15 protein-coding genes are annotated in these 17690 nt (G+C 64.6%); 3 read left to right on the forward strand and 12 right to left on the reverse strand.

What is annotated here, in order from left to right; translation table 11 throughout:
• Position 1 precedes the first annotated feature (1 nt).
• Positions 2–865, forward strand: coding sequence for an archaetidylserine decarboxylase (gene asd, locus MKK04_RS23885; protein ID WP_063911937.1), 864 nt, complete (start codon positions 2–4; stop codon positions 863–865).
• A gap of 158 nt (positions 866–1023) precedes the next feature.
• On the opposite strand, the gene serB is transcribed toward asd, so the two are convergent.
• Positions 1024–2238, reverse strand: coding sequence for a phosphoserine phosphatase SerB (serB, locus tag MKK04_RS23890; protein ID WP_063911938.1), 1215 nt, complete (start codon positions 2236–2238; stop codon positions 1024–1026).
• Between the two features lie 135 nt (positions 2239–2373).
• On the opposite strand from serB, the gene MKK04_RS23895 reads away from it, so the two are divergent.
• Entirely contained in the window at positions 2374–3831 is a 1458-nt protein-coding gene (locus MKK04_RS23895; protein ID WP_241106034.1) for an AhpA/YtjB family protein, read from the forward strand.
• Between the two features lie 160 nt (positions 3832–3991).
• Here MKK04_RS23895 and MKK04_RS23900 read toward each other — a convergent pair whose 3' ends face one another.
• The 9 genes from MKK04_RS23900 to MKK04_RS23940 all read right to left on the reverse strand — a co-directional run bounded on the left by MKK04_RS23900 (position 3992) and on the right by MKK04_RS23940 (position 13320).
• Entirely contained in the window at positions 3992–4702 is a 711-nt protein-coding gene (locus MKK04_RS23900; RefSeq protein WP_063911940.1) for a PqiC family protein, read from the reverse strand.
• A gap of 172 nt (positions 4703–4874) precedes the next feature.
• Positions 4875–7133 (reverse strand): DNA topoisomerase IV subunit A, encoded by a 2259-nt coding sequence (parC, locus tag MKK04_RS23905; protein WP_207828660.1) that lies wholly within the window; start codon positions 7131–7133, stop codon positions 4875–4877.
• Between the two features lie 10 nt (positions 7134–7143).
• Positions 7144–7662, reverse strand: coding sequence for a retropepsin-like aspartic protease family protein (locus tag MKK04_RS23910; protein WP_207828658.1), 519 nt, complete (start codon positions 7660–7662; stop codon positions 7144–7146).
• On the reverse strand, positions 7659–8645 hold the full coding sequence (locus MKK04_RS23915; RefSeq protein ID WP_207828656.1) for an esterase-like activity of phytase family protein: 987 nt from the start codon (positions 8643–8645) through the stop codon (positions 7659–7661). The genes MKK04_RS23910 and MKK04_RS23915 overlap by 4 nt, the downstream gene beginning before the upstream one ends.
• On the reverse strand, positions 8642–10546 hold the full coding sequence (gene parE, locus MKK04_RS23920; protein ID WP_015272020.1) for a DNA topoisomerase IV subunit B: 1905 nt from the start codon (positions 10544–10546) through the stop codon (positions 8642–8644). Before parE ends, MKK04_RS23915 begins: the two co-directional genes overlap by 4 nt.
• A gap of 34 nt (positions 10547–10580) precedes the next feature.
• Positions 10581–11189, reverse strand: coding sequence for a YqiA/YcfP family alpha/beta fold hydrolase (locus tag MKK04_RS23925; protein ID WP_241106035.1), 609 nt, complete (start codon positions 11187–11189; stop codon positions 10581–10583).
• Positions 11190–11373: 184 nt separating this feature from the next.
• Entirely contained in the window at positions 11374–12174 is an 801-nt protein-coding gene (gene cpdA, locus MKK04_RS23930) for a 3',5'-cyclic-AMP phosphodiesterase (protein ID WP_241106036.1), read from the reverse strand.
• Positions 12175–12259: 85 nt separating this feature from the next.
• Complete coding sequence (locus tag MKK04_RS23935; protein ID WP_016501905.1) at positions 12260–12712, reverse strand: DUF1249 domain-containing protein; 453 nt, start codon at positions 12710–12712, stop codon at positions 12260–12262.
• Positions 12703–13320, reverse strand: a complete 618-nt coding sequence (locus MKK04_RS23940; protein ID WP_063911945.1) for an NUDIX domain-containing protein — start codon at positions 13318–13320, stop codon at positions 12703–12705. Before MKK04_RS23940 ends, MKK04_RS23935 begins: the two co-directional genes overlap by 10 nt.
• Before the next feature lie 185 nt (positions 13321–13505).
• Between MKK04_RS23940 and MKK04_RS23945 the strand changes: the two genes are divergently transcribed.
• Positions 13506–14252 carry an RsiV family protein gene (locus tag MKK04_RS23945; RefSeq protein WP_046613356.1) on the forward strand — a complete coding sequence of 249 codons (747 nt, stop codon included), beginning with the start codon at positions 13506–13508 and terminating at the stop codon, positions 14250–14252.
• Here MKK04_RS23945 and cytX read toward each other — a convergent pair.
• Positions 14221–15504 carry a putative hydroxymethylpyrimidine transporter CytX gene (gene cytX / locus MKK04_RS23950; RefSeq protein WP_207828645.1) on the reverse strand — a complete coding sequence of 428 codons (1284 nt, stop codon included), beginning with the start codon at positions 15502–15504 and terminating at the stop codon, positions 14221–14223. The two genes, MKK04_RS23945 and cytX, sit on opposite strands and share 32 nt — an antisense overlap.
• Before the next feature lie 165 nt (positions 15505–15669).
• Positions 15670–17550, reverse strand: coding sequence for a phosphomethylpyrimidine synthase ThiC (thiC, locus tag MKK04_RS23955; protein WP_087499604.1), 1881 nt, complete (start codon positions 17548–17550; stop codon positions 15670–15672).
• Positions 17551–17690: the final 140 nt, after the last annotated feature.

Genomic DNA, 17690 nt, shown 5'->3' on the forward strand with positions numbered 1-17690 from the left:
CATGAAATCCCGTTTGTTCATCATCAGCCAGTACCTGCTGCCGCACCACCTGCTGTCACGGCTGGCCGGCTGCATTGCCGAGTGCCGCGTGCGCTGGTTCAAGAACGCCTTCACCGCCTGGTTCGCCAAGCGCTACCAGGTGAACATGGCCGAAGCCATGGTCGAAGACCTGAGCGCCTACGAGCACTTCAATGCATTCTTCACCCGTGCCCTGAAGCCAGGTGCCCGCCCGCTGGACGAGACCCCGGGCGCGATCCTGTGCCCGGCCGACGGTGCCGTCAGCCAGCTTGGCCCGATCGAGCACGGCCGCATCTTCCAGGCCAAGGGCCACGGCTTCAGCGCGCAGGAACTGCTGGGCGGTGACCCGGCCATGGCCGCGCCGTTCATGGGCGGCGAGTTCGCCACCATCTACCTGTCGCCCAAGGACTACCACCGCGTGCACATGCCGCTGGCCGGTACCCTGCGTGAAATGGTCTACGTGCCGGGCCGCCTGTTCTCGGTCAACCAGACCACCGCGGAGAACGTCCCCGAGCTGTTCGCCCGCAACGAGCGCGTGGTCTGCCTGTTCGATACCGAACGCGGACCGATGGCCGTGGTGCTGGTTGGCGCGATGATCGTCGCTTCGATCGAAACCGTGTGGGCAGGGCTGGTGACGCCGCCCAAGCGTGAGCTGAAGACCTTCCGTTACGACGAGGCCAGCCGCGCGCCGATCCATCTGGAGAAAGGTGCCGAACTGGGCCGTTTCAAGCTGGGTTCGACCGCTATCGTGCTGTTCGGGCCGGAGCAGGTGAAGTGGGCTGAGAACCTGGGTGCTGGTTCTGCGGTGCGCATGGGGCAGCAGTTGGCGGCGCCTGCGCAGGCTTGATTCGAGCAGTATGAAAGAGGCCCTGCATTGCAGGGCCTTTTTATTGGGTCCGCTGTGCGGCCCTTCGCGGGCACGCCCGCTCCCACAGGGTAAGCGCGGCTCTCTCTGTGGGAGCGGGCGTGCCCGCGAAGGGCTGCACAGCAGCCCCAAAGTCCCGATCAGCCGCGCGCGTCGCGGTCGCGCAAGCCCAGCAGGTACAGCACGCCATCAAGCCCCAGGGTGGAAATAGCCTGCTTGGCCGACTGGCGCACCAGCGGCTTGGCACGGAACGCCACGCCCAGGCCGGCCAGCGACAGCATCGGCAGGTCGTTGGCACCGTCACCCACGGCAATGGTCTGCTCCAGCTGCAAGCCTTCTTCGCTGGCCAGCTTCTGCAACAGCTCGGCCTTGCGCTGGGCATCGACGATCGGCTCCACGGCCACGCCGGTCACCTTGCCATCAACCACTTCCAGCTCGTTGGCGAACACATAGTCGATACCCAGCCGCGCCTGCACCTGGCGAGCAAAGTAGGTAAAACCACCAGACAGGATCGCAGTCTTGTAACCCAGGCGCTTGAGCTCGGCAAACAGGTTCTCGGCCCCCTCGGTCAGGCGCAGCGATGCACCGATCTCGTCCAGCACGCCCACATCCAGGCCCTTGAGCAGCGCCATGCGCTCCTTGAAGCTGGCGCGGAAGTCCAGTTCGCCGCGCATGGCGCGCTCGGTGATCGCAGCCACCTGCTCGCCCACGCCAGCGGCCTTGGCCAGCTCGTCGATGACTTCGGCTTCGATCAGCGTCGAGTCCATGTCGAACACCGCCAAGCGGCGGTTTCGGCGGAACAGGTCATCTTTCTGAAAGGCAATGTCGACGCTCAGCTCTTCAGCCAAGGCGAAGAAATCGGCACGCAGAGCCTGGGAGTCACTTGGCACGCCACGCACGGAGATCTCGATGGCCGCCTTGCCCTTGTCGGTCTCGGCATCCAGCGCCACACGGGCCGACAGGCGCTCGATACGCTCGATGGTCAGGCCATAATGGCTGATCACTGCACTCACCCGCTGCAGCTGCTCGGGGGTAATCTTGCGGCTGAGCAGGGTGACGATGTGGCGCGCCTCGCCCTGGCCATCGGCCCAGTGCTGGTAGTCCGCCTCGGAAATCGGCGTGTAGCGGGCCTGCAGGTTCAGTTCGTGGGCCTTGGCCTGCACGCTTTGCAGCAGGGCGGTAGCCACTTCGTTGTCCGGGATATCGACCAGAATGCCGAACGACAAGGTACCGTGCATGACTGCCAGGCCAATGTCGAGGATGCTCACACCGCCCTGCAGCAGGACGCCGGTGATAGCCGCAGTGAGACCGGGACGGTCCTCACCGGTGATGTTGATCAGGACGATTTCGCGCACAACCTGGCTCCGACTTCGATGAAAAATGCGCATTCTACCGATTTTCCGTGACCATCGGGCGCCAACGATACTTTGCCGACAAAACCCGGCTCGCTATACTGCCCCACACTTTCATGCCATTAAGAGCCGAGCTCAGTGAACCGGCCCACGCCCGTCAAAGCAGACAACTTCTTCCTGATGATCTATCGCGCCCTGAGTCAACGTCGCGTGCCACTGGCACTGCGCATCGCCTGCACCAACATATTCCTGGTGGCGCTGGCGTTGGTGATCTACGCCTGTGTAATGGGCCTGCAGTTCAAGCAGGCCATGCACGAGCAGGCCGATGCCCTGGGCCAGAGCCTGACCACCCAGACCGCCACCTCGGCGACCGAGCTGCTGGTGGCCAACGACATCCTCAGCCTCAACGTGCTGCTCGGCAATCTGGTGAAGAACCCGCTGGTGGCCCATGCGGCGATCTACAGCGTGGACAACCGCATCCTCGCCGAGGCCGGCCAGCGCCCGCGCAACAGCCTGCTGGGCGAGGCCGAAGGCCTGTACCAGACCAAGATCACCTTCCAGGACGTGACTGCCGGGCAACTGCGCATCAGCCTGGACATGAGCCAGTTCCAGCAGCCGATGCTGATCAGCCTGCAGAGCATGGGCATCCTTGCCGCCATCCTGCTGGTACTGGCGCTGACCCTGAGCCTGCGCCAAGGCCGCTTCATCACCCTGCCGCTGCTGCAGCTGCGGGTGTGGCTGCGCGATCCGCAACCCTATACCCCGGCCACCGACCGCCAGGACGAGATCGGCGACATCGCTCGCCAGCTGCATGCGCGCCTGGCCCCTCCGCCGCCACCTGAGCCAGAGCCTGAGGAAGAGGACGACGAGCAGTACGACGACCTGCACGACGCCGCTCCGGCAGCCAAGACCGCACCGCGCGCCAAGTTTGCCGCCCAGGCAGACGACGATGACGAACAAGCCTTCGCCGGCCTGCTGGACGACGACAGCGCGCCCAAGGCCACCGTGGTCGAATCCGACGAACCGCAGTACAGCGCCGTGCTCGCCGTGCAACTGGGGTCGCAGGAGCAGCTGCGCCGCCTGCCACGCACGCGCCTGACCGAACTGACCGAGCGCTACCGCGATTGCCTGGAGCACGCGGCCTCGCTCTACGACGGTGAAACCCACACGCTCAACGACGGCAGCACCCTGGTGCTGTTCCACAGCCGCGACTGTGGCGAGGACTACCTGACCAACGCCATCTGCTGCGGCGAACTGTTGCGCGCCCTGGGCCATGCCCTGCAGATCGAGGTGGCGGACAGCGGCATTACCCTGCAGTTGCAACTGGGCCTGGCCCTGGGCAACGACCTGCAAGGGCTGGAGCTGGTGGACCTGCTGATGGCCGAGAAGGCCCAGGACGCCCTGGCGCTGTCGCAGCACAGCCGCAACCTGTTGCTGGTGGAGCGGCAGATCAGCGATGACACGCTGATTCGCCAGCGCGCCCGCATTCGCCCGATTGCCAGCCCGGAAGGCGCCTGCTGCGTGGAGCGCCTGATGGAGCCCTACCCGTCGATGCTGGAGCGGCAGTTGGCGCGGATGCACGAACGCCGGGCCTGATACCGGGCTGGCCTCTTCGCGGGTAAACCCGCTCCCACAGGACCTGCGCCGAACCTGTGGGAGCGGGTTTACCCGCGAAGAGGCCGCTACAGGCAGTACAAAAACAGCAGATACGAAAAAGCCCGCAGCAATGCGGGCTTTTTCGTATCTGGCAGTCCAATCAGAACCGATAGACTTCCATATCGGTACGAATTGGTGCAGCCATCGGGATCTTGGATTTCTCTGGCGTCTTCTTCACCTGTACCGGCGCAGCTGGCTTCTTAGGCGACTCTTCGGCAATCGCTGGCTGGTTGGCCAGCGGCTTGACCGCCGTGCTCAGCTGTTCGGCCAGCTTCTGCAGCAATTGGCCCTGGGCCTGCACCTGCGACGCCTCGCTGCCCGCGTGCGGCTGCTCAAGGTGAACGATGCGGTTGTCACGCACATGGCCACGGCGGTCCAGAAGGCGCCACTGGGCATCCAGAATGGCCGGCTGGTCCTTGCCCGAGTCCAGGCGAGTGATCGACAGCAGCACTTGTACATCCGGGTTGAAACCGGCAGCCGCCGGGGCCAGCACCACGCGCTGGCTGTCCAGGCGCCAGGCGAGCTGGCGCACCAGCAGCTGGTCGATATCCGACGAAAGGCTGCCAGCCCAACGACCGTCGGTCGCCGAAGTCAGGCTGCCGTCGGCCTGACGCTGCAGGAACGTCTCGCGTTGCAGGTAATCGGCCACCGATACCGGGCCGAGTACCACGGCCATGCCTGCACTCTGCGAAGGCTGGCCAGGATCACCACTGTCGAGCTGGTACAGGGCAACCGGCTGGTGCATGGTGCACCCGCCAAGGCCCAGCAGGCCAGTCATCAACAGCGCAAATGGAAGGCGCAGAAATTTCATCATCCCATCCAGGCGGTCGCCATCAGGCCAACCGCAGTGATACATGTAGATTCAAACGGGCACACGGCCACGCCGGCACCGCAAGGGCCATATCATCCGCGAAATAACCGTCCGACTCCAGCATTTCTGCCCGGAACGACGCTGAAATTGCCGTTCCAGACATTTCTACCGGTTACGCCGGCACTTCCACCTGCAACCCATCGACCCGCTGGAACCCACGTGGCAGCTTGCTGCCGCGCCGTCCTCGCTCGCCCTTGTAATGCTCCAGGTCGTCAGCTTTCAGAGATAGGGTACGCTTGCCGGCTTGCAATACAAGTGTCGCACCTTCGGCAATCACGGCCAGATCGGTAACAAATTCTTCACGGCTGGCCACCCGGTCGCCCGGCACACCGATGATCTTGTTGCCCTTGCCTTTGCCCAACTGGGGCAAGTCGCTGACCTTGAACACCAGCAGACGGCCTTCGGTGGTCACCGCCGCCAGCCAGTCCTGCTCGCGGTTGGCCACCGGGCGCGGGGTCATGACCTTGGCGCCGTTGGGCAGGCTGAGCAAGCCCTTGCCGGCCTTGTTCTTGGCCTGCAGGTCTTCACCCTTGACCACGAAGCCGTAGCCGGCGTCCGAGGCCACCACGTACAGCGCGTCGTCGTCCGGCAACAGCACGCACTCGAAGGTGGCCCCCGGTGGAGGCGTCAGGCGCCCGGTCAGCGGTTCGCCCTGGCCACGCGCCGAAGGCAGGCTATGGGCGGCCAGCGAGTAGCTGCGACCGGTGGAGTCGATGAGCACGGCAAACTGGTTGGAGCGCCCGGCGGCAGCAGCCTTGAAGCCATCGCCGGCCTTGTATGACAGGCCGGTGGCATCGATATCGTGGCCCTTGGCGCAGCGCACCCAGCCTTTCTCCGACAGCACCACGGTGACCGGCTCGGTCGGCATCAGCTCGTTTTCCGACAGGGCCTTGGCTTCGGCACGCTCGACGATCGGCGAGCGGCGGTCGTCGCCATAGGTTTCGGCATCCTTGATCAGCTCGCTGCGTACCAGTTTGCGCAGCTTGGCATCGCTGCCCAGCAGGGCGAGCAGTTTGGCCTGCTCTTTCAGCAGTTCATCCTGCTCGCCGCGGATCTTCATCTCTTCCAGGCGCGCCAGCTGCCGCAGGCGGGTCTCGAGGATGTAGTCGGCCTGGATCTCGGTCAGGTCGAAACGGGCAATCAGGGCCTGCTTGGGCTGGTCCTCGGTACGGATGATGTGGATAACCTCATCCAGGTTGAGGAACGCGGTCAGCAAACCTTCCAGCAGGTGCAGGCGCTTCTCCACCTTGTCCAGGCGGTGCTGCAGGCGGCGACGAACGGTAGTGGTACGGAACTCCAGCCACTCCAGCAGCAGCGCACGCAGGTTCTTCAGCTGTGGCCGGCCGTCCAGGCCGATGATGTTGACGTTGACCCGGTAGCTGCTCTCAAGGTCGGTGGTGGCGAACAGGTGCTGCATCAGTTCATCGGCGTCCACGCGGTTGGAGCGCGGGATGATGACGATGCGGCACGGGTTCTCGTGGTCCGACTCGTCACGCAGGTCGGCGACCATCGGCAGCTTCTTGGCCTGCATCTGCGCGGCAATCTGCTCCAGCACCTTGGCCCCGGAGACCTGGTGCGGCAGCGCGGTGACGACGATGTCGCCATCCTCGACGCGGTACACGGCGCGCATGCGGATAGAGCCACGGCCGCTTTCGTACATCTTTAGGATTTCTGCCCGCGGCGTGACGATCTCGGCCTCGGTCGGGTAGTCCGGCCCCTGGATGTGCTCGCACAGCTGCTCGATGCTGGCCTTGGGCTCGTCGAGCAGGCGCACACAGGCCGCGGCCACTTCACGCAGGTTGTGCGGCGGCACGTCGGTGGCCATGCCCACGGCAATACCCGTGGTGCCGTTGAGCAGGATATTGGGCAGGCGCGCCGGCAGCACGGCCGGCTCCTGCAAGGTGCCGTCGAAGTTCGGCACCCAGTCCACGGTGCCCTGGCCGACTTCGCTGAGCAGCACTTCGGCGTAGCGCGACAGACGCGCTTCGGTATAACGCATGGCGGCGAACGATTTCGGATCGTCCGGCGCACCCCAGTTGCCCTGGCCGTCGACCAGGGTGTAGCGGTAGCTGAACGGCTGCGCCATCAGCACCATGGCCTCGTAGCAGGCCGAGTCGCCGTGGGGGTGGAACTTGCCGAGCACGTCACCGACGGTACGCGCCGACTTCTTGTGCTTGGCATCGGCATCGAGCCCCAACTCGCTCATGGCGTAGACGATGCGTCGCTGCACCGGCTTCAGGCCGTCGCCGATGTGCGGCAGGGCGCGGTCCATGATCACGTACATGGAGTAGTTGAGGTAGGCCTGTTCGGTGAAGTCAGCCAGCGAGCGGCGTTCTACGCCGTCCAGGCTGAGTTCCAGTGAGTCGCTCATGCGGGCCTCGTCATTTCAGGTTCTGGCGCAGCAGCATGGTGCCGCCGCGCTGGGTAAATTCAAGTTGTTTCAGGGCACTCATGCCCAGCAATACAGTCTGCCCGTCCAGGCCCGGCACCACGATGGCGCGCACGTCCTGCAGGCGGATATCCCCCAGCTGCAGGCTGGCCAGGCGCGTGCGGTAGCCTTCGGTACGGCCGTTGGCGGTACTGAGCTGCACCGGGCTGCCGCGCTCCAGTCCCAGCTCGCGGCCCAACGCCTCGGGGATGGCCACGTCGGTAGCCCCGGTGTCGAGCATGAAATGCACCATCTGGCCGTTGATCGCGCCATCCACCACGAAGTGGCCCTGGCCGTTGCCCAGCAGGCGCACCTCGATAAAGCCTTCACCATGCGACGACTGCACCTGGGCATTGGGGTTGCGCTGGCTGTCTTCCCATTGGCCGAAGAAGCGCGTGGCAAGAAACAGCGCCGCCGCCCAGGCGACGATCATCAATACCTTGCCAGCCCGCTTGCCCGGTGCCTGGCTCATGGCTTGGCGCTCCATCCGCCTTCCGGCGCGTCGAAGCGCCAGACGATCGGGCGTGTCTCGCCATCGGCGCGGGCGCCGTTGTTGTTGTCCACACCGATCCAGGCGCCCTTGGCGTCGATCACCAGGGCCTCGGCCAGGCCAAACGGCTGTTGATAGCGGCGCGACTCGACCAGGGCATCGGCAGCGAACGACCAGCAGCGCTCGACCTTGCCGCTGTCGGTATCCCGCCGGCAGACCCGGTAGGCGTTGCGTTCCAGGGTGAACAACTTGCCCTCGAACCAGGCCAGGTCGGCGAAGTCGCGCGACAGTGCCTGGGCATTGGGCATTTGCGCCGGCTGCATTTCGACGCCAGCCTCGCTCAGCAGCACACAGCTGCGTCCGCAGGTCCACACCGATTGCTGGCGTTCGATGGCCACCAGGCCACGGCGTTCGCGCTCGGCGGCCAGCCACAGGCGGTCGCCCGCCGGGTTGATCGCCAGGCCTTCGAACAAGGCGTTGAAGTTCAGCAGCATGCCGCTGGCCCGGGCCTGACGAACCATGGCAGGGTCAATCTTCAACCAGTCCGCCTCGCCTTCCAGCGGCAGTTGCAGCACCGCGGCATGAGCCTCGCTGACCAGGTACAGGTTACCCGCCTGGTCACAGCTGATGCCTTCGAAATCCAGCTCGCCACCACGGATATACGACGCCGCCCAGTTGCGCGACTTCAGGCCCCACGGCAGGCCACTTTCCGGTACCGCTGGCGGGGTGAAGGTGAGCGGTTGCGCGCGCCAGGTCGGGTTTTGCCGGTCGAAACGGTAAATACGGTCGTCGTCGCGGTCGGACACGCCCCACAGCCCGCCCCGGCATTCCACCAGGCCAGACAGGTTGCCTCCGCGCATGCCGTCGATCGGGTGCTCGGCGCTCAGCTTCAGCTCTGGCCAGTTGCCCGCCAGGCTCGGCAGGGCAACCAGCGCCAGGCAGGCAGCCAGAAGCTGCCGAATCAAACCATGACCTCGGCCAGGTTGCCCTTGGTTTCCAGCCAGCTCTTGCGGTCGCCCGCGCGTTTCTTGGCCAGCAGCTTGTCCATCAGCTCGCAGGTGGCCTGCACGTCGTCCAGGGTCAGCTGCACCAGGCGCCGGGTGTTCGGGTCCATGGTGGTTTCGCGCAGCTGTGGCGGGTTCATCTCGCCCAGGCCCTTGAAGCGGGTGACCTGTGGCTTGCCGCGCTTCTTCTCGGCCACCAGGCGGTCGAGGATACCGTCGCGTTCAGCCTCGTCGAGGGCGTAGTAGATTTCCTTGCCCAGGTCGATGCGGTACAGCGGCGGCATGGCCACGTACACATGCCCGGCCTCGACCAGCGCGCGGAAGTGCTGGACGAACAGCGCGCACAGCAGCGTGGCAATGTGCAGGCCGTCGGAGTCGGCATCGGCAAGGATGCAGATCTTGCCGTAGCGCAGCTGCGCAAGGTCGGTGGCCCCCGGGTCGACGCCAATGGCCACGGCGATGTTGTGCACTTCCTGGCTCGCCAGGACTTCGCCACCGTCCACTTCCCAGGTGTTGAGGATCTTGCCGCGCAGCGGCAGGATCGCCTGGAACTCCTTGTCGCGTGCCTGCTTGGCCGAGCCACCGGCCGAGTCACCCTCGACCAGGAACAGCTCGGCACGCATCGGGTCCTGGCCGGCGCAATCGGCCAGTTTGCCGGGCAGTGCCGGGCCCTGGGTGATGCGCTTGCGCTCGACCTTCTTGCTGGCCTTGAGGCGGCGCCCGGCGTTGCTGATGGCCAGCTCCGCCAACTGCATGCCCAGCTCGGGGTGGGCGTTGAGCCACAGGCTGAAGGCGTCCTTGACCACGCCGGAAACGAAGGCAGCCGCCTCGCGCGACGACAGGCGCTCCTTGGTCTGCCCGGAGAACTGCGGGTCCTGCATCTTCATCGACAGCACGAAGGTGATGCGTTCCCAGACGTCTTCCGGCGCCAGCTTCACGCCGCGTGGCAGCAGGTTGCGGAATTCGCAGAATTCACGCATGGCATCCAGCAGGCCCTGGCGCAGGCCGTTGACGTGGGTGCCGCCCTGGGCGGTAGGGATCAGGTTGACGTAGCTTTCCTGGATGCTGTCGCCACCTTCGGGCAGCCACAGCAAGGCCCAGTCCACCGCCTCCTTGTTACCGGCCAGGCTGCCGCAGAACGGCTCGTCAGGCAGGCGCTGGAACTCGTTGACCGAATCGACCAGGTAGGAGCGCAGGCCATCCTCGTAGTGCCATTCGACCTTCTCGCCGCTGGCCTTGTCCTCGAAACTGACCAGCAGGCCCGGGCACAGCACGGCCTTGGCCTTGAGCACGTGCTTGAGGCGGCTGATGGAGAACTTCGGCGAATCGAAATACTTGGGGTCGGGGCTGAAGTACACGCTGGTGCCGGTGTTGCGCTTGCCGACCGAGCCGACCACTTCCAGCTCGCTGGCCTTGAAACCATCGGCGAAGGTCATCTGGTATTCGTTGCCGTCACGTTTGACGCGCACGCGCACCTGGGTCGACAGGGCGTTGACCACCGAGATGCCGACGCCGTGCAGGCCGCCGGAGAACTGGTAGTTCTTGTTGGAGAACTTGCCGCCGGCGTGCAGTTTGGTAAGGATCAGCTCGACCCCGGACACGCCCTCTTCCGGGTGGATGTCCACCGGCATGCCACGACCATCGTCGCTGACTTCCAGCGAGTGGTCGGCATGGAGGATGACCTGCACCGAACGGGCGTGACCGGCCAGGGCTTCGTCGACGCTGTTGTCGATGACTTCCTGGGCCAGGTGGTTGGGGCGGCTGGTATCGGTGTACATGCCCGGCCGCTTGCGGACCGGGTCAAGGCCCGAGAGGACTTCGATGGCGTCTGCGTTATAGGCGCTAGCGCTGGGAGTGGCCATAGGGTCTCGTCGTCAGTCTGGTGAATGCAATAGGTCAAAATACAGAAAAATCGAGCGCTGCATACTGCCCACGGGCAATGCCGGCGAAGGCCAGCAGTGCCGGCAGGCGCTCGGCGAAGCCCTGGAAGCTGTGGTCGCCACCGGCCTGGATGCGCAGGGCACAAGAACGGTAATAGCGCTCGGCGTGGCGATAGTCCAGGGTTTCATCGGCGGTCTGCAGCCACACTTGATAGCGGCTGGCATCCCCCGGGGCTGGTACTTCCAGCTCGGCCAGGGCCTGCACGTGATCGTGGGTCAGCTCCCAGGCTTCACCGGTGTAGTGATTGTGCTGGGTGCCCAGGTAGCCGTCGAAATGCTTGTGCGGCGTTACCGCCGGGTTTACCAGCAGGGCCTTGAGGCCATAGCGCTCGGCCAGATGGGTGGCATAGTAGCCGCCAAGCGAACTGCCTACCAGTAATGGCGCACCCAGCTCGGCGATGGCCGCTTCGAGCTGGGCGATGGCCTGCCGTGGGTGGTGGTGCAAGGCGGGCACCCGCAATTGGGCCGACAGGCCCAGTTGCTGCATCACGGCCTCGAGTTGGCGCGCCTTGGTGGAAAGCGGCGAGCTGTTGAAGCCATGGATATAGAGGATGGAACCCGACATGCTGCCCCCGGAATCTGTGGCTTCGCGCCTGATAATGCGGGCGCAGGGACGCGCAGTGTAGCGCGTTCGCCGGCTTTTGGCGCCGCACAGGGGTTTTAGCAACAAATTCTTCAACAGGGGTACGCGATCTCCTGTGGGAAGCGGCCTTGTGTCGCGATAGGGCTGCGCAGCAGCCCCAAAATCCTCAATACCCCGGGCTATCGAAGTCGAGCTTCACTTCGAAGTCCAGCGCCCGCTTCACCCCGGTCTCCAACCGCCCGTCGGCATGCAGGCGCAACCAGCGGTAGCCCGGCTGCTCCTCGCTCACCTGGAAATCCTCGCTACGCGCCGCGAACTGGATACAGGTCGACGGCGTAGCCAGCAGGCGCAGGCCGCCGCGCACTTCATCCCATTCCTGGTGCACATGCCCCCAGAGCAAGGCTCGCACCTGTGGATAACCCTCGACGATATCGAACAGCGCCTGGGCATTGCGCAAGCCGATCGGCGCAATCCAGGCACAGCCGATGTCCACCGGCTGATGGTGGAAACACACCAGGCAATGCAGCTCGCCCGCCCCTTTCAAGGCGGCCTCCAGCAATGCCAGCTGGTCATTCTCCAAAAAACCGTGAGTGGCGCCGTACACTGCGGTGTTGAGCATGACGATGCGCCAAGCACCAACATCGGTTACCGCCTGCAGCAGTTCCGGCGCCACCTGCGCCATGACCCGCGCCTCGTCATGGTTGCCCGGCAACCAGCGAGCAGGCACGGCAAACGGTGCGGTCAGCTCGCGGAACGCCTCATAGGACGCCACGCTGGCGTCCTGCGAAAGGTCGCCGGTGCACAGCAGCAGGTCGACAAGCGGTTGCTCCCGCCGCACCTGGGCAACCACATGGCGCAGGCTGTCACGGGTATTGAGACCCAGCATGCTGCCGGCCGGGTCGGCGAACAGATGGGCATCGGTCAGTTGCACCACATGCACGGGGCGCGTTTGGTCTGGCTGCGGCAACGGCCGTCTCCTCGAACGGATTCAGCGCGAATTATGGCTGTACAACGGTTGCGAGCAAACACCCGCACCCAAACCACGTCACAATTCAGCGAACGCTTGCCAGCTCGTGGCCACAGGCCAGGCAGTGGCTCAGCCATTCACCGAGGAACAGGTTGAGCTGGGCCTTTTCGTCCGGCTGGTGCATGGCCTCGTTGGGATAGGGGTAGATGCTGCGCAGGCGCCGGGTATGTTCGGCACTGACCACTTCGGCCATGCGCGCATCGTGGTACACCTGCACTTCCAGGTGCGGCACCGGCAACCACGGCAGGCTGTGCTCCTGGCGCACGTGCAGGGTGGTGGTGTACGGGCAGGCCAGCACCACGTCGAGCACCAGCACGCCAAGCATCTGGTCGCCCTGGGTCATGCCGATGCGGCGCGAGCTCTGGGTGGTACGCATGTCGGGCAACAGGCGCATCAGCCGGGCGTAGTTGGCCTCGCAGGCTGCCTGCAGCCCGACCAGGTCGACCCGATAACGCTCGCGCAGCAGGTTCACTTCCACATACCTCGTACTTCGTCACGGTTCAGCGCCAGCCACTGCAGGCCGATGATGGTCGCCGCGTTGCAGATGCGCCCGTCGCGCACTGCCTGCAAGGCATCCTCGAACGACCACACGCGCACGCGAATGTCCTCGCCCTCTTCTTCCAGGCCGTGCAGGCCGCCTGCCCCTTCGCTGCTGCAACGGCCGAGGAACAGGTGAACGTATTCGTCACTGCCGCCGGGCGACGGGAAGTAACGGGTCATCGGCCACAGGGCGCTGAAGGTCAGGCCGGCTTCTTCTTCGGCTTCGCGGTGGGCGACTTCCTCGGGTTGCTCGTCCTTGTCGATCAGCCCGGCCACCATCTCGATCAGCCAGGGGTTGCCCACCTTGTCCAGCGCCCCCACACGGAACTGCTCGATCAGCACCACCTCGTCGCGTTGCGGGTCGTAGGGCAGCACGCACACCGCATCATGGCGCACAAACAGTTCGCGGCTGATCTCGCGGCCCATGCCACCGGCAAACAACTCGTGGCGCAGGCGTAGCTTGTCGAGCTTGTAAAAGCCCTGGAAGCAATTGGCCCGCTCGATGATTTCGAAGCCCTTGGGCACTGAGTTCAACGCGTCTGACATGGAAATCCTCATTACCTCGAATACCGCATCGCGCCATCCTACTCTGCACGCCTGCCGGTTTCATCCCTTTCCGGCAACCGTTCGCGCACTCGGGACAGCGCGCCTTCTCTCTGTTAGCTTAGTGGCGAACTGAAGGCCGCGCAGACGGTCAAAGGCCGACTTTTCCCTGTTCTGCAAGGATCCCCATGACACTTGTCAAACTGACTTCCGTGGCTGTGCTGGCCCTGGCCCTGGGTGCCTGCCAAAGCCTGTTCACGCCCAACTACCGGGCGCCGCTCGAGGTCAAGCGCGATGCCTGGGAGCATGTCAAACCCGGCTGCAGCGAAAGCGACTGCCCGCTGGTGAACATCGACATGATCCATTTCCCGGCCTTGCCCAAGCTCGATGGCATCGTCGAGAAACGCCTGCTGCAACTGACCGAAGACAACCAGCGCGGCAACGCACCGGCCACCCTGCAAGCCTACGAGCAGCAGTACCTGGCCAGCGCCGACAAGCGCAACAGCAGCTACCTGCAGGCCAAGGTACGCGAGCAGCATGACGGACTGGTGATCATCGAACTGTCCAGCTACCTGGACAGCGGCGGCGCCCACGGCATGCCCGGGCGTGGTTTCATCAACTATTCGCGCAAGCTGGACAAGGTGCTGACCCTGCAGGACATGCTGGTGCCCGGCCAGGAAGACACCTTCTGGAAAACCGTCGAGGAATCGCACCGCGCCTGGCTGATCAGCGTGGGCATGGACAAGGACGCCGAGTTCATCAAGACCTGGCCGTTCAAGCAGTCGCCGCACATCGCCCTGACGTACGGCGCGGTGGTGGTCAAGTACGAGGTCTATAGCATCGCGCCCTACTCCATGGGCCACGTGGAATTGAAGATCCCCTACCCGCGCCTGAATGGCGTGCTCAAGCCTGAACTGTTTCCCGGCCGCGGCTGAAGCTGAGCAGCCCGTGCAGTAGCCCTGCCAGCAGCAATGCCGGCAGGGTCGCCCCCAGGTCCGGCGCTTGTGCGGCGATCACATGGTACGCCGCCACACCCACCACCCAGGCCAGCAGTGCCTGCCAGTGCAAGCCATTCACCTGTGCCGGCAGGCGGCGGCGACGGATCACGTAGTGGTCCATCAGTACCACACCGAACAGCGGTGCGAACACCGAACCGATCAGCAGCAGGAAGTTTTCGTACTGTGCCAGTGGCGCCAGCAGGGCGATCAGCGTGCACAACACACCAATGGCCAGCGCCAGGTGCTCGACCTTCAGGCGTACCAGCACACCGGTGGAAACGGCCGCCGAGTGTATGTCGGCAAACGCCTTTTCCGACTCGTCCAGCAGAATCAGCAGCAATGGAATGCCCATGCCGGCGCCCGCCAGGGCAAGCAGCAGGGCGTTGGCTTCGCCGCTGCCGGCAAAGGCCAAGGTGTAGCCCACGCCCAGGCTCATCAGCCAGGTGTTGCCGATGAAGTAGCCCAGCACCGTACCGCCGAATACCTGTTTGCCGTTGCGGGCAAAACGCGAGTAGTCGGCGATCAGCGGCAACCAGGAAAGCGGCATGGCGATGGCAATGTCGAAGCCCACGGCCAGCGACATCGAACCGTCACCGGCGCGGTTCCACAGTGCTGCCAGGTCAGCCTTGGCGAACAGGTTCCAGGTCAGCCACAGGCACGCGCCCAGCAGCAGCCAGATGCCCCAGGTGCGCAGTACCTTGCGCACGAACGCCAGCGGCCCACCGACCGCGAGCAAGGTGGCCAGGGCGCCGAAGCACAGGGTCCAGAGCATCGGGCTGTTCCAGGCACTGGCTTCACCGAACGCCCGCGCGCCCAGCAGGCTGGCGGCATCGCGCATGACAATGATCTCGAACGCGCCCCAGCCCACCAGTTGCAGCAGGTTGAGTAGCGCCGGCAAGCGCGCGCCATGGCCGCCCAGGCTGAGTTTCAGGGTGCCCATGGCCGACAGGCCGGTGTCGCTGCCGATGACACCGGCAGCCCCCAGCAACAGCACACCCACGCCGGTGCCCAGGGCGATGGCCAGCACCGCACCGGCAAGGCCCAGGCCTGGGGCCAGCATGGCGCCGACCTGCAGCACCATCAGGCCGATGCCCAGGGAGAACCATAGCGAGAACAGGTCGCGGGCGCCGAAGATGCGCTGGGCGATGGGGACCGGGTGGTCGGGGGAGAATTGGCTGGGTGATGTCATGGTTGGCGCTCGCCGGCAATGTTGTTGGTGTTCCTGGCGAGGACTGCGTCCTCGTATCGCGACGCAAGGCCGCTCCCACAAAAACCGCGCTGGCCTCAAGCCTTGCGCGGTCCCTGTGGGAGCGGCCTTGCGTCGCGAAAGGGCCGCAAAGCGGCCCCAGCGGTCTTAGACTTTGTGATACAGCTGGCTGCCTTCCTGGCGGAACCGCTCGGCCTGCTCGCGCATGCCTTGCTCGACCGTCACATCCACGGTTTCGATCTTGGCGGCGTACTCGCGTACTTCCTGGGTGATCTTCATCGAGCAGAACTTCGGCCCGCACATCGAGCAGAAGTGCGCGACCTTGGCCGATTCCTTCGGCAGGGTCTCGTCGTGGTAGGCACGGGCAGTGTCCGGGTCCAGGCCGAGGTTGAACTGGTCTTCCCAACGGAATTCGAAGCGCGCCTTGGACAAGGCGTTGTCACGAATCTGCGCGCCCGGGTGGCCCTTGGCAAGGTCGGCGGCATGAGCGGCGATCTTGTAGGTGATGATGCCGGTCTTCACGTCATCCTTGTTCGGCAGACCCAGGTGCTCCTTGGGCGTGACGTAGCAGAGCATGGCGCAACCGAACCAGCCGATCATCGCCGCACCAATGCCCGAGGTGATGTGGTCGTAGCCAGGCGCGATGTCGGTGGTCAGCGGGCCGAGGGTGTAGAACGGCGCCTCGTCGCAGCACTCCAGCTGCTTGTCCATGTTCTCCTTGATCAGCTGCATCGGCACGTGGCCAGGGCCTTCGATCATGCACTGCACGTCGTGCTTCCAGGCAATCTTGGTCAGCTCGCCGAGGGTTTCCAGTTCACCGAACTGTGCAGCATCGTTGGCGTCGGCAATCGAGCCGGGGCGCAGGCCGTCGCCCAGCGAGAAGCTGACGTCGTAGGCCTTCATGATTTCGCAGATTTCTTCGAAGTGGGTGTACAGGAAGTTTTCCTTGTGGTGCGCCAGGCACCACTTGGCCATGATCGAGCCACCGCGGCTGACGATACCGGTGACGCGCTTGGCGGTCAGCGGCACATAGCGCAGCAGTACACCGGCGTGGATGGTGAAGTAGTCCACGCCTTGCTCGGCCTGCTCGATCAGGGTGTCGCGGAACAGCTCCCAGGTCAGGTCTTCGGCTACGCCGTTGACCTTTTCCAGGGCCTGGTAGATCGGCACGGTACCAATCGGCACCGGCGAGTTGCGGATGATCCACTCACGGGTTTCGTGAATGTGCTTGCCGGTGGACAGGTCCATGACCGTGTCCGAACCCCAGCGGATGCCCCAGGTCAGTTTGGCCACTTCTTCCTCGATCGAGGAACCCAAGGCACTGTTGCCGATGTTGCCGTTGATCTTCACCAGGAAGTTGCGGCCGATGATCATCGGCTCCAGTTCCGGGTGGTTGATGTTGGCCGGGATGATCGCGCGGCCACGGGCGATTTCCTGGCGAACGAACTCGGGGGTGATTTCTTTCGGAATGTTGGCCCCGAAGCTGTGGCCGGCGTGCTGCTCGTCGAGCAGGCCGGCGGCGCGGGCCTCTTGCAGCTTCATGTTTTCGCGGATGGCCACGTATTCCATCTCGGCAGTGATGATGCCCTGGCGGGCATAGTGCATCTGCGAGACGTTGGCACCCGCCTTGGCACGGCGCGGGTTGCGCACGTGGGCGAAACGCAGCTTGGCCAGTTCCGCATCGTTCAGGCGCTGCTGGCCGAAATCGGAGCTCAGGCCGGCAAGGCGCTCGGTGTCACCACGTGCGTCGATCCATGCCGAACGCACGTCGGCCAGGCCCTTGCGCACGTCGATGACCACGTTGGGGTCGGTGTACGGGCCGGAAGTATCGTAGACCAGTACCGGGGCATTGGACTCGCCACCGAAATCGGTCGGGGTGTCGTCCAGGCTGATTTCACGCATGGGCACGCGGATGTCCGGGCGCGAGCCTTCGACATACACCTTGCGCGAACGCGGGAACGGTTGCACGGACTGCTGATCGACTTGTGCCGATTCGCTGAGGTTGATCGCTTTTTCTTGTTTGGTCATCACAGGCTCTCCAGACGGCTTCCTAGCAGTGGAATGTCGGGGTGAACCTGAAAGGCGCGGACGCACCCTTCATGGGTGCAGTGCCGGATATGGGGGTGCCTGAAGCTGCATGCAACTGTGACAATCCCGGACCTGGCACA

Source organism: Pseudomonas sp. LS.1a, assembly GCF_022533585.1.
Classification (GTDB): Bacteria; Pseudomonadota; Gammaproteobacteria; order Pseudomonadales; family Pseudomonadaceae; genus Aquipseudomonas.

Bases quoted from the DNA above. Each gene is read 5' to 3' on its own strand.
- asd (WP_063911937.1), top strand. From the start codon at position 2: ATGAAATCCCGTTTGTTCATCATCAGCCAGTACCTGCTGCCGCACCAC.
- MKK04_RS23900 (WP_063911940.1), bottom strand. From the start codon at position 4,702: ATGAAATTTCTGCGCCTTCCATTTGCGCTGTTGATGACTGGCCTGCTG.
- parC (WP_207828660.1), bottom strand. From the start codon at position 7,133: ATGAGCGACTCACTGGAACTCAGCCTGGACGGCGTAGAACGCCGCTCG.
- MKK04_RS23910 (WP_207828658.1), bottom strand. From the start codon at position 7,662: ATGAGCCAGGCACCGGGCAAGCGGGCTGGCAAGGTATTGATGATCGTC.
- parE (WP_015272020.1), bottom strand. From the start codon at position 10,546: ATGGCCACTCCCAGCGCTAGCGCCTATAACGCAGACGCCATCGAAGTC.
- MKK04_RS23925 (WP_241106035.1), bottom strand. From the start codon at position 11,189: ATGTCGGGTTCCATCCTCTATATCCATGGCTTCAACAGCTCGCCGCTT.
- MKK04_RS23940 (WP_063911945.1), bottom strand. From the start codon at position 13,320: ATGTCAGACGCGTTGAACTCAGTGCCCAAGGGCTTCGAAATCATCGAG.
- MKK04_RS23945 (WP_046613356.1), top strand. From the start codon at position 13,506: ATGACACTTGTCAAACTGACTTCCGTGGCTGTGCTGGCCCTGGCCCTG.
- cytX (WP_207828645.1), bottom strand. From the start codon at position 15,504: ATGACATCACCCAGCCAATTCTCCCCCGACCACCCGGTCCCCATCGCC.
- thiC (WP_087499604.1), bottom strand. From the start codon at position 17,550: ATGACCAAACAAGAAAAAGCGATCAACCTCAGCGAATCGGCACAAGTC.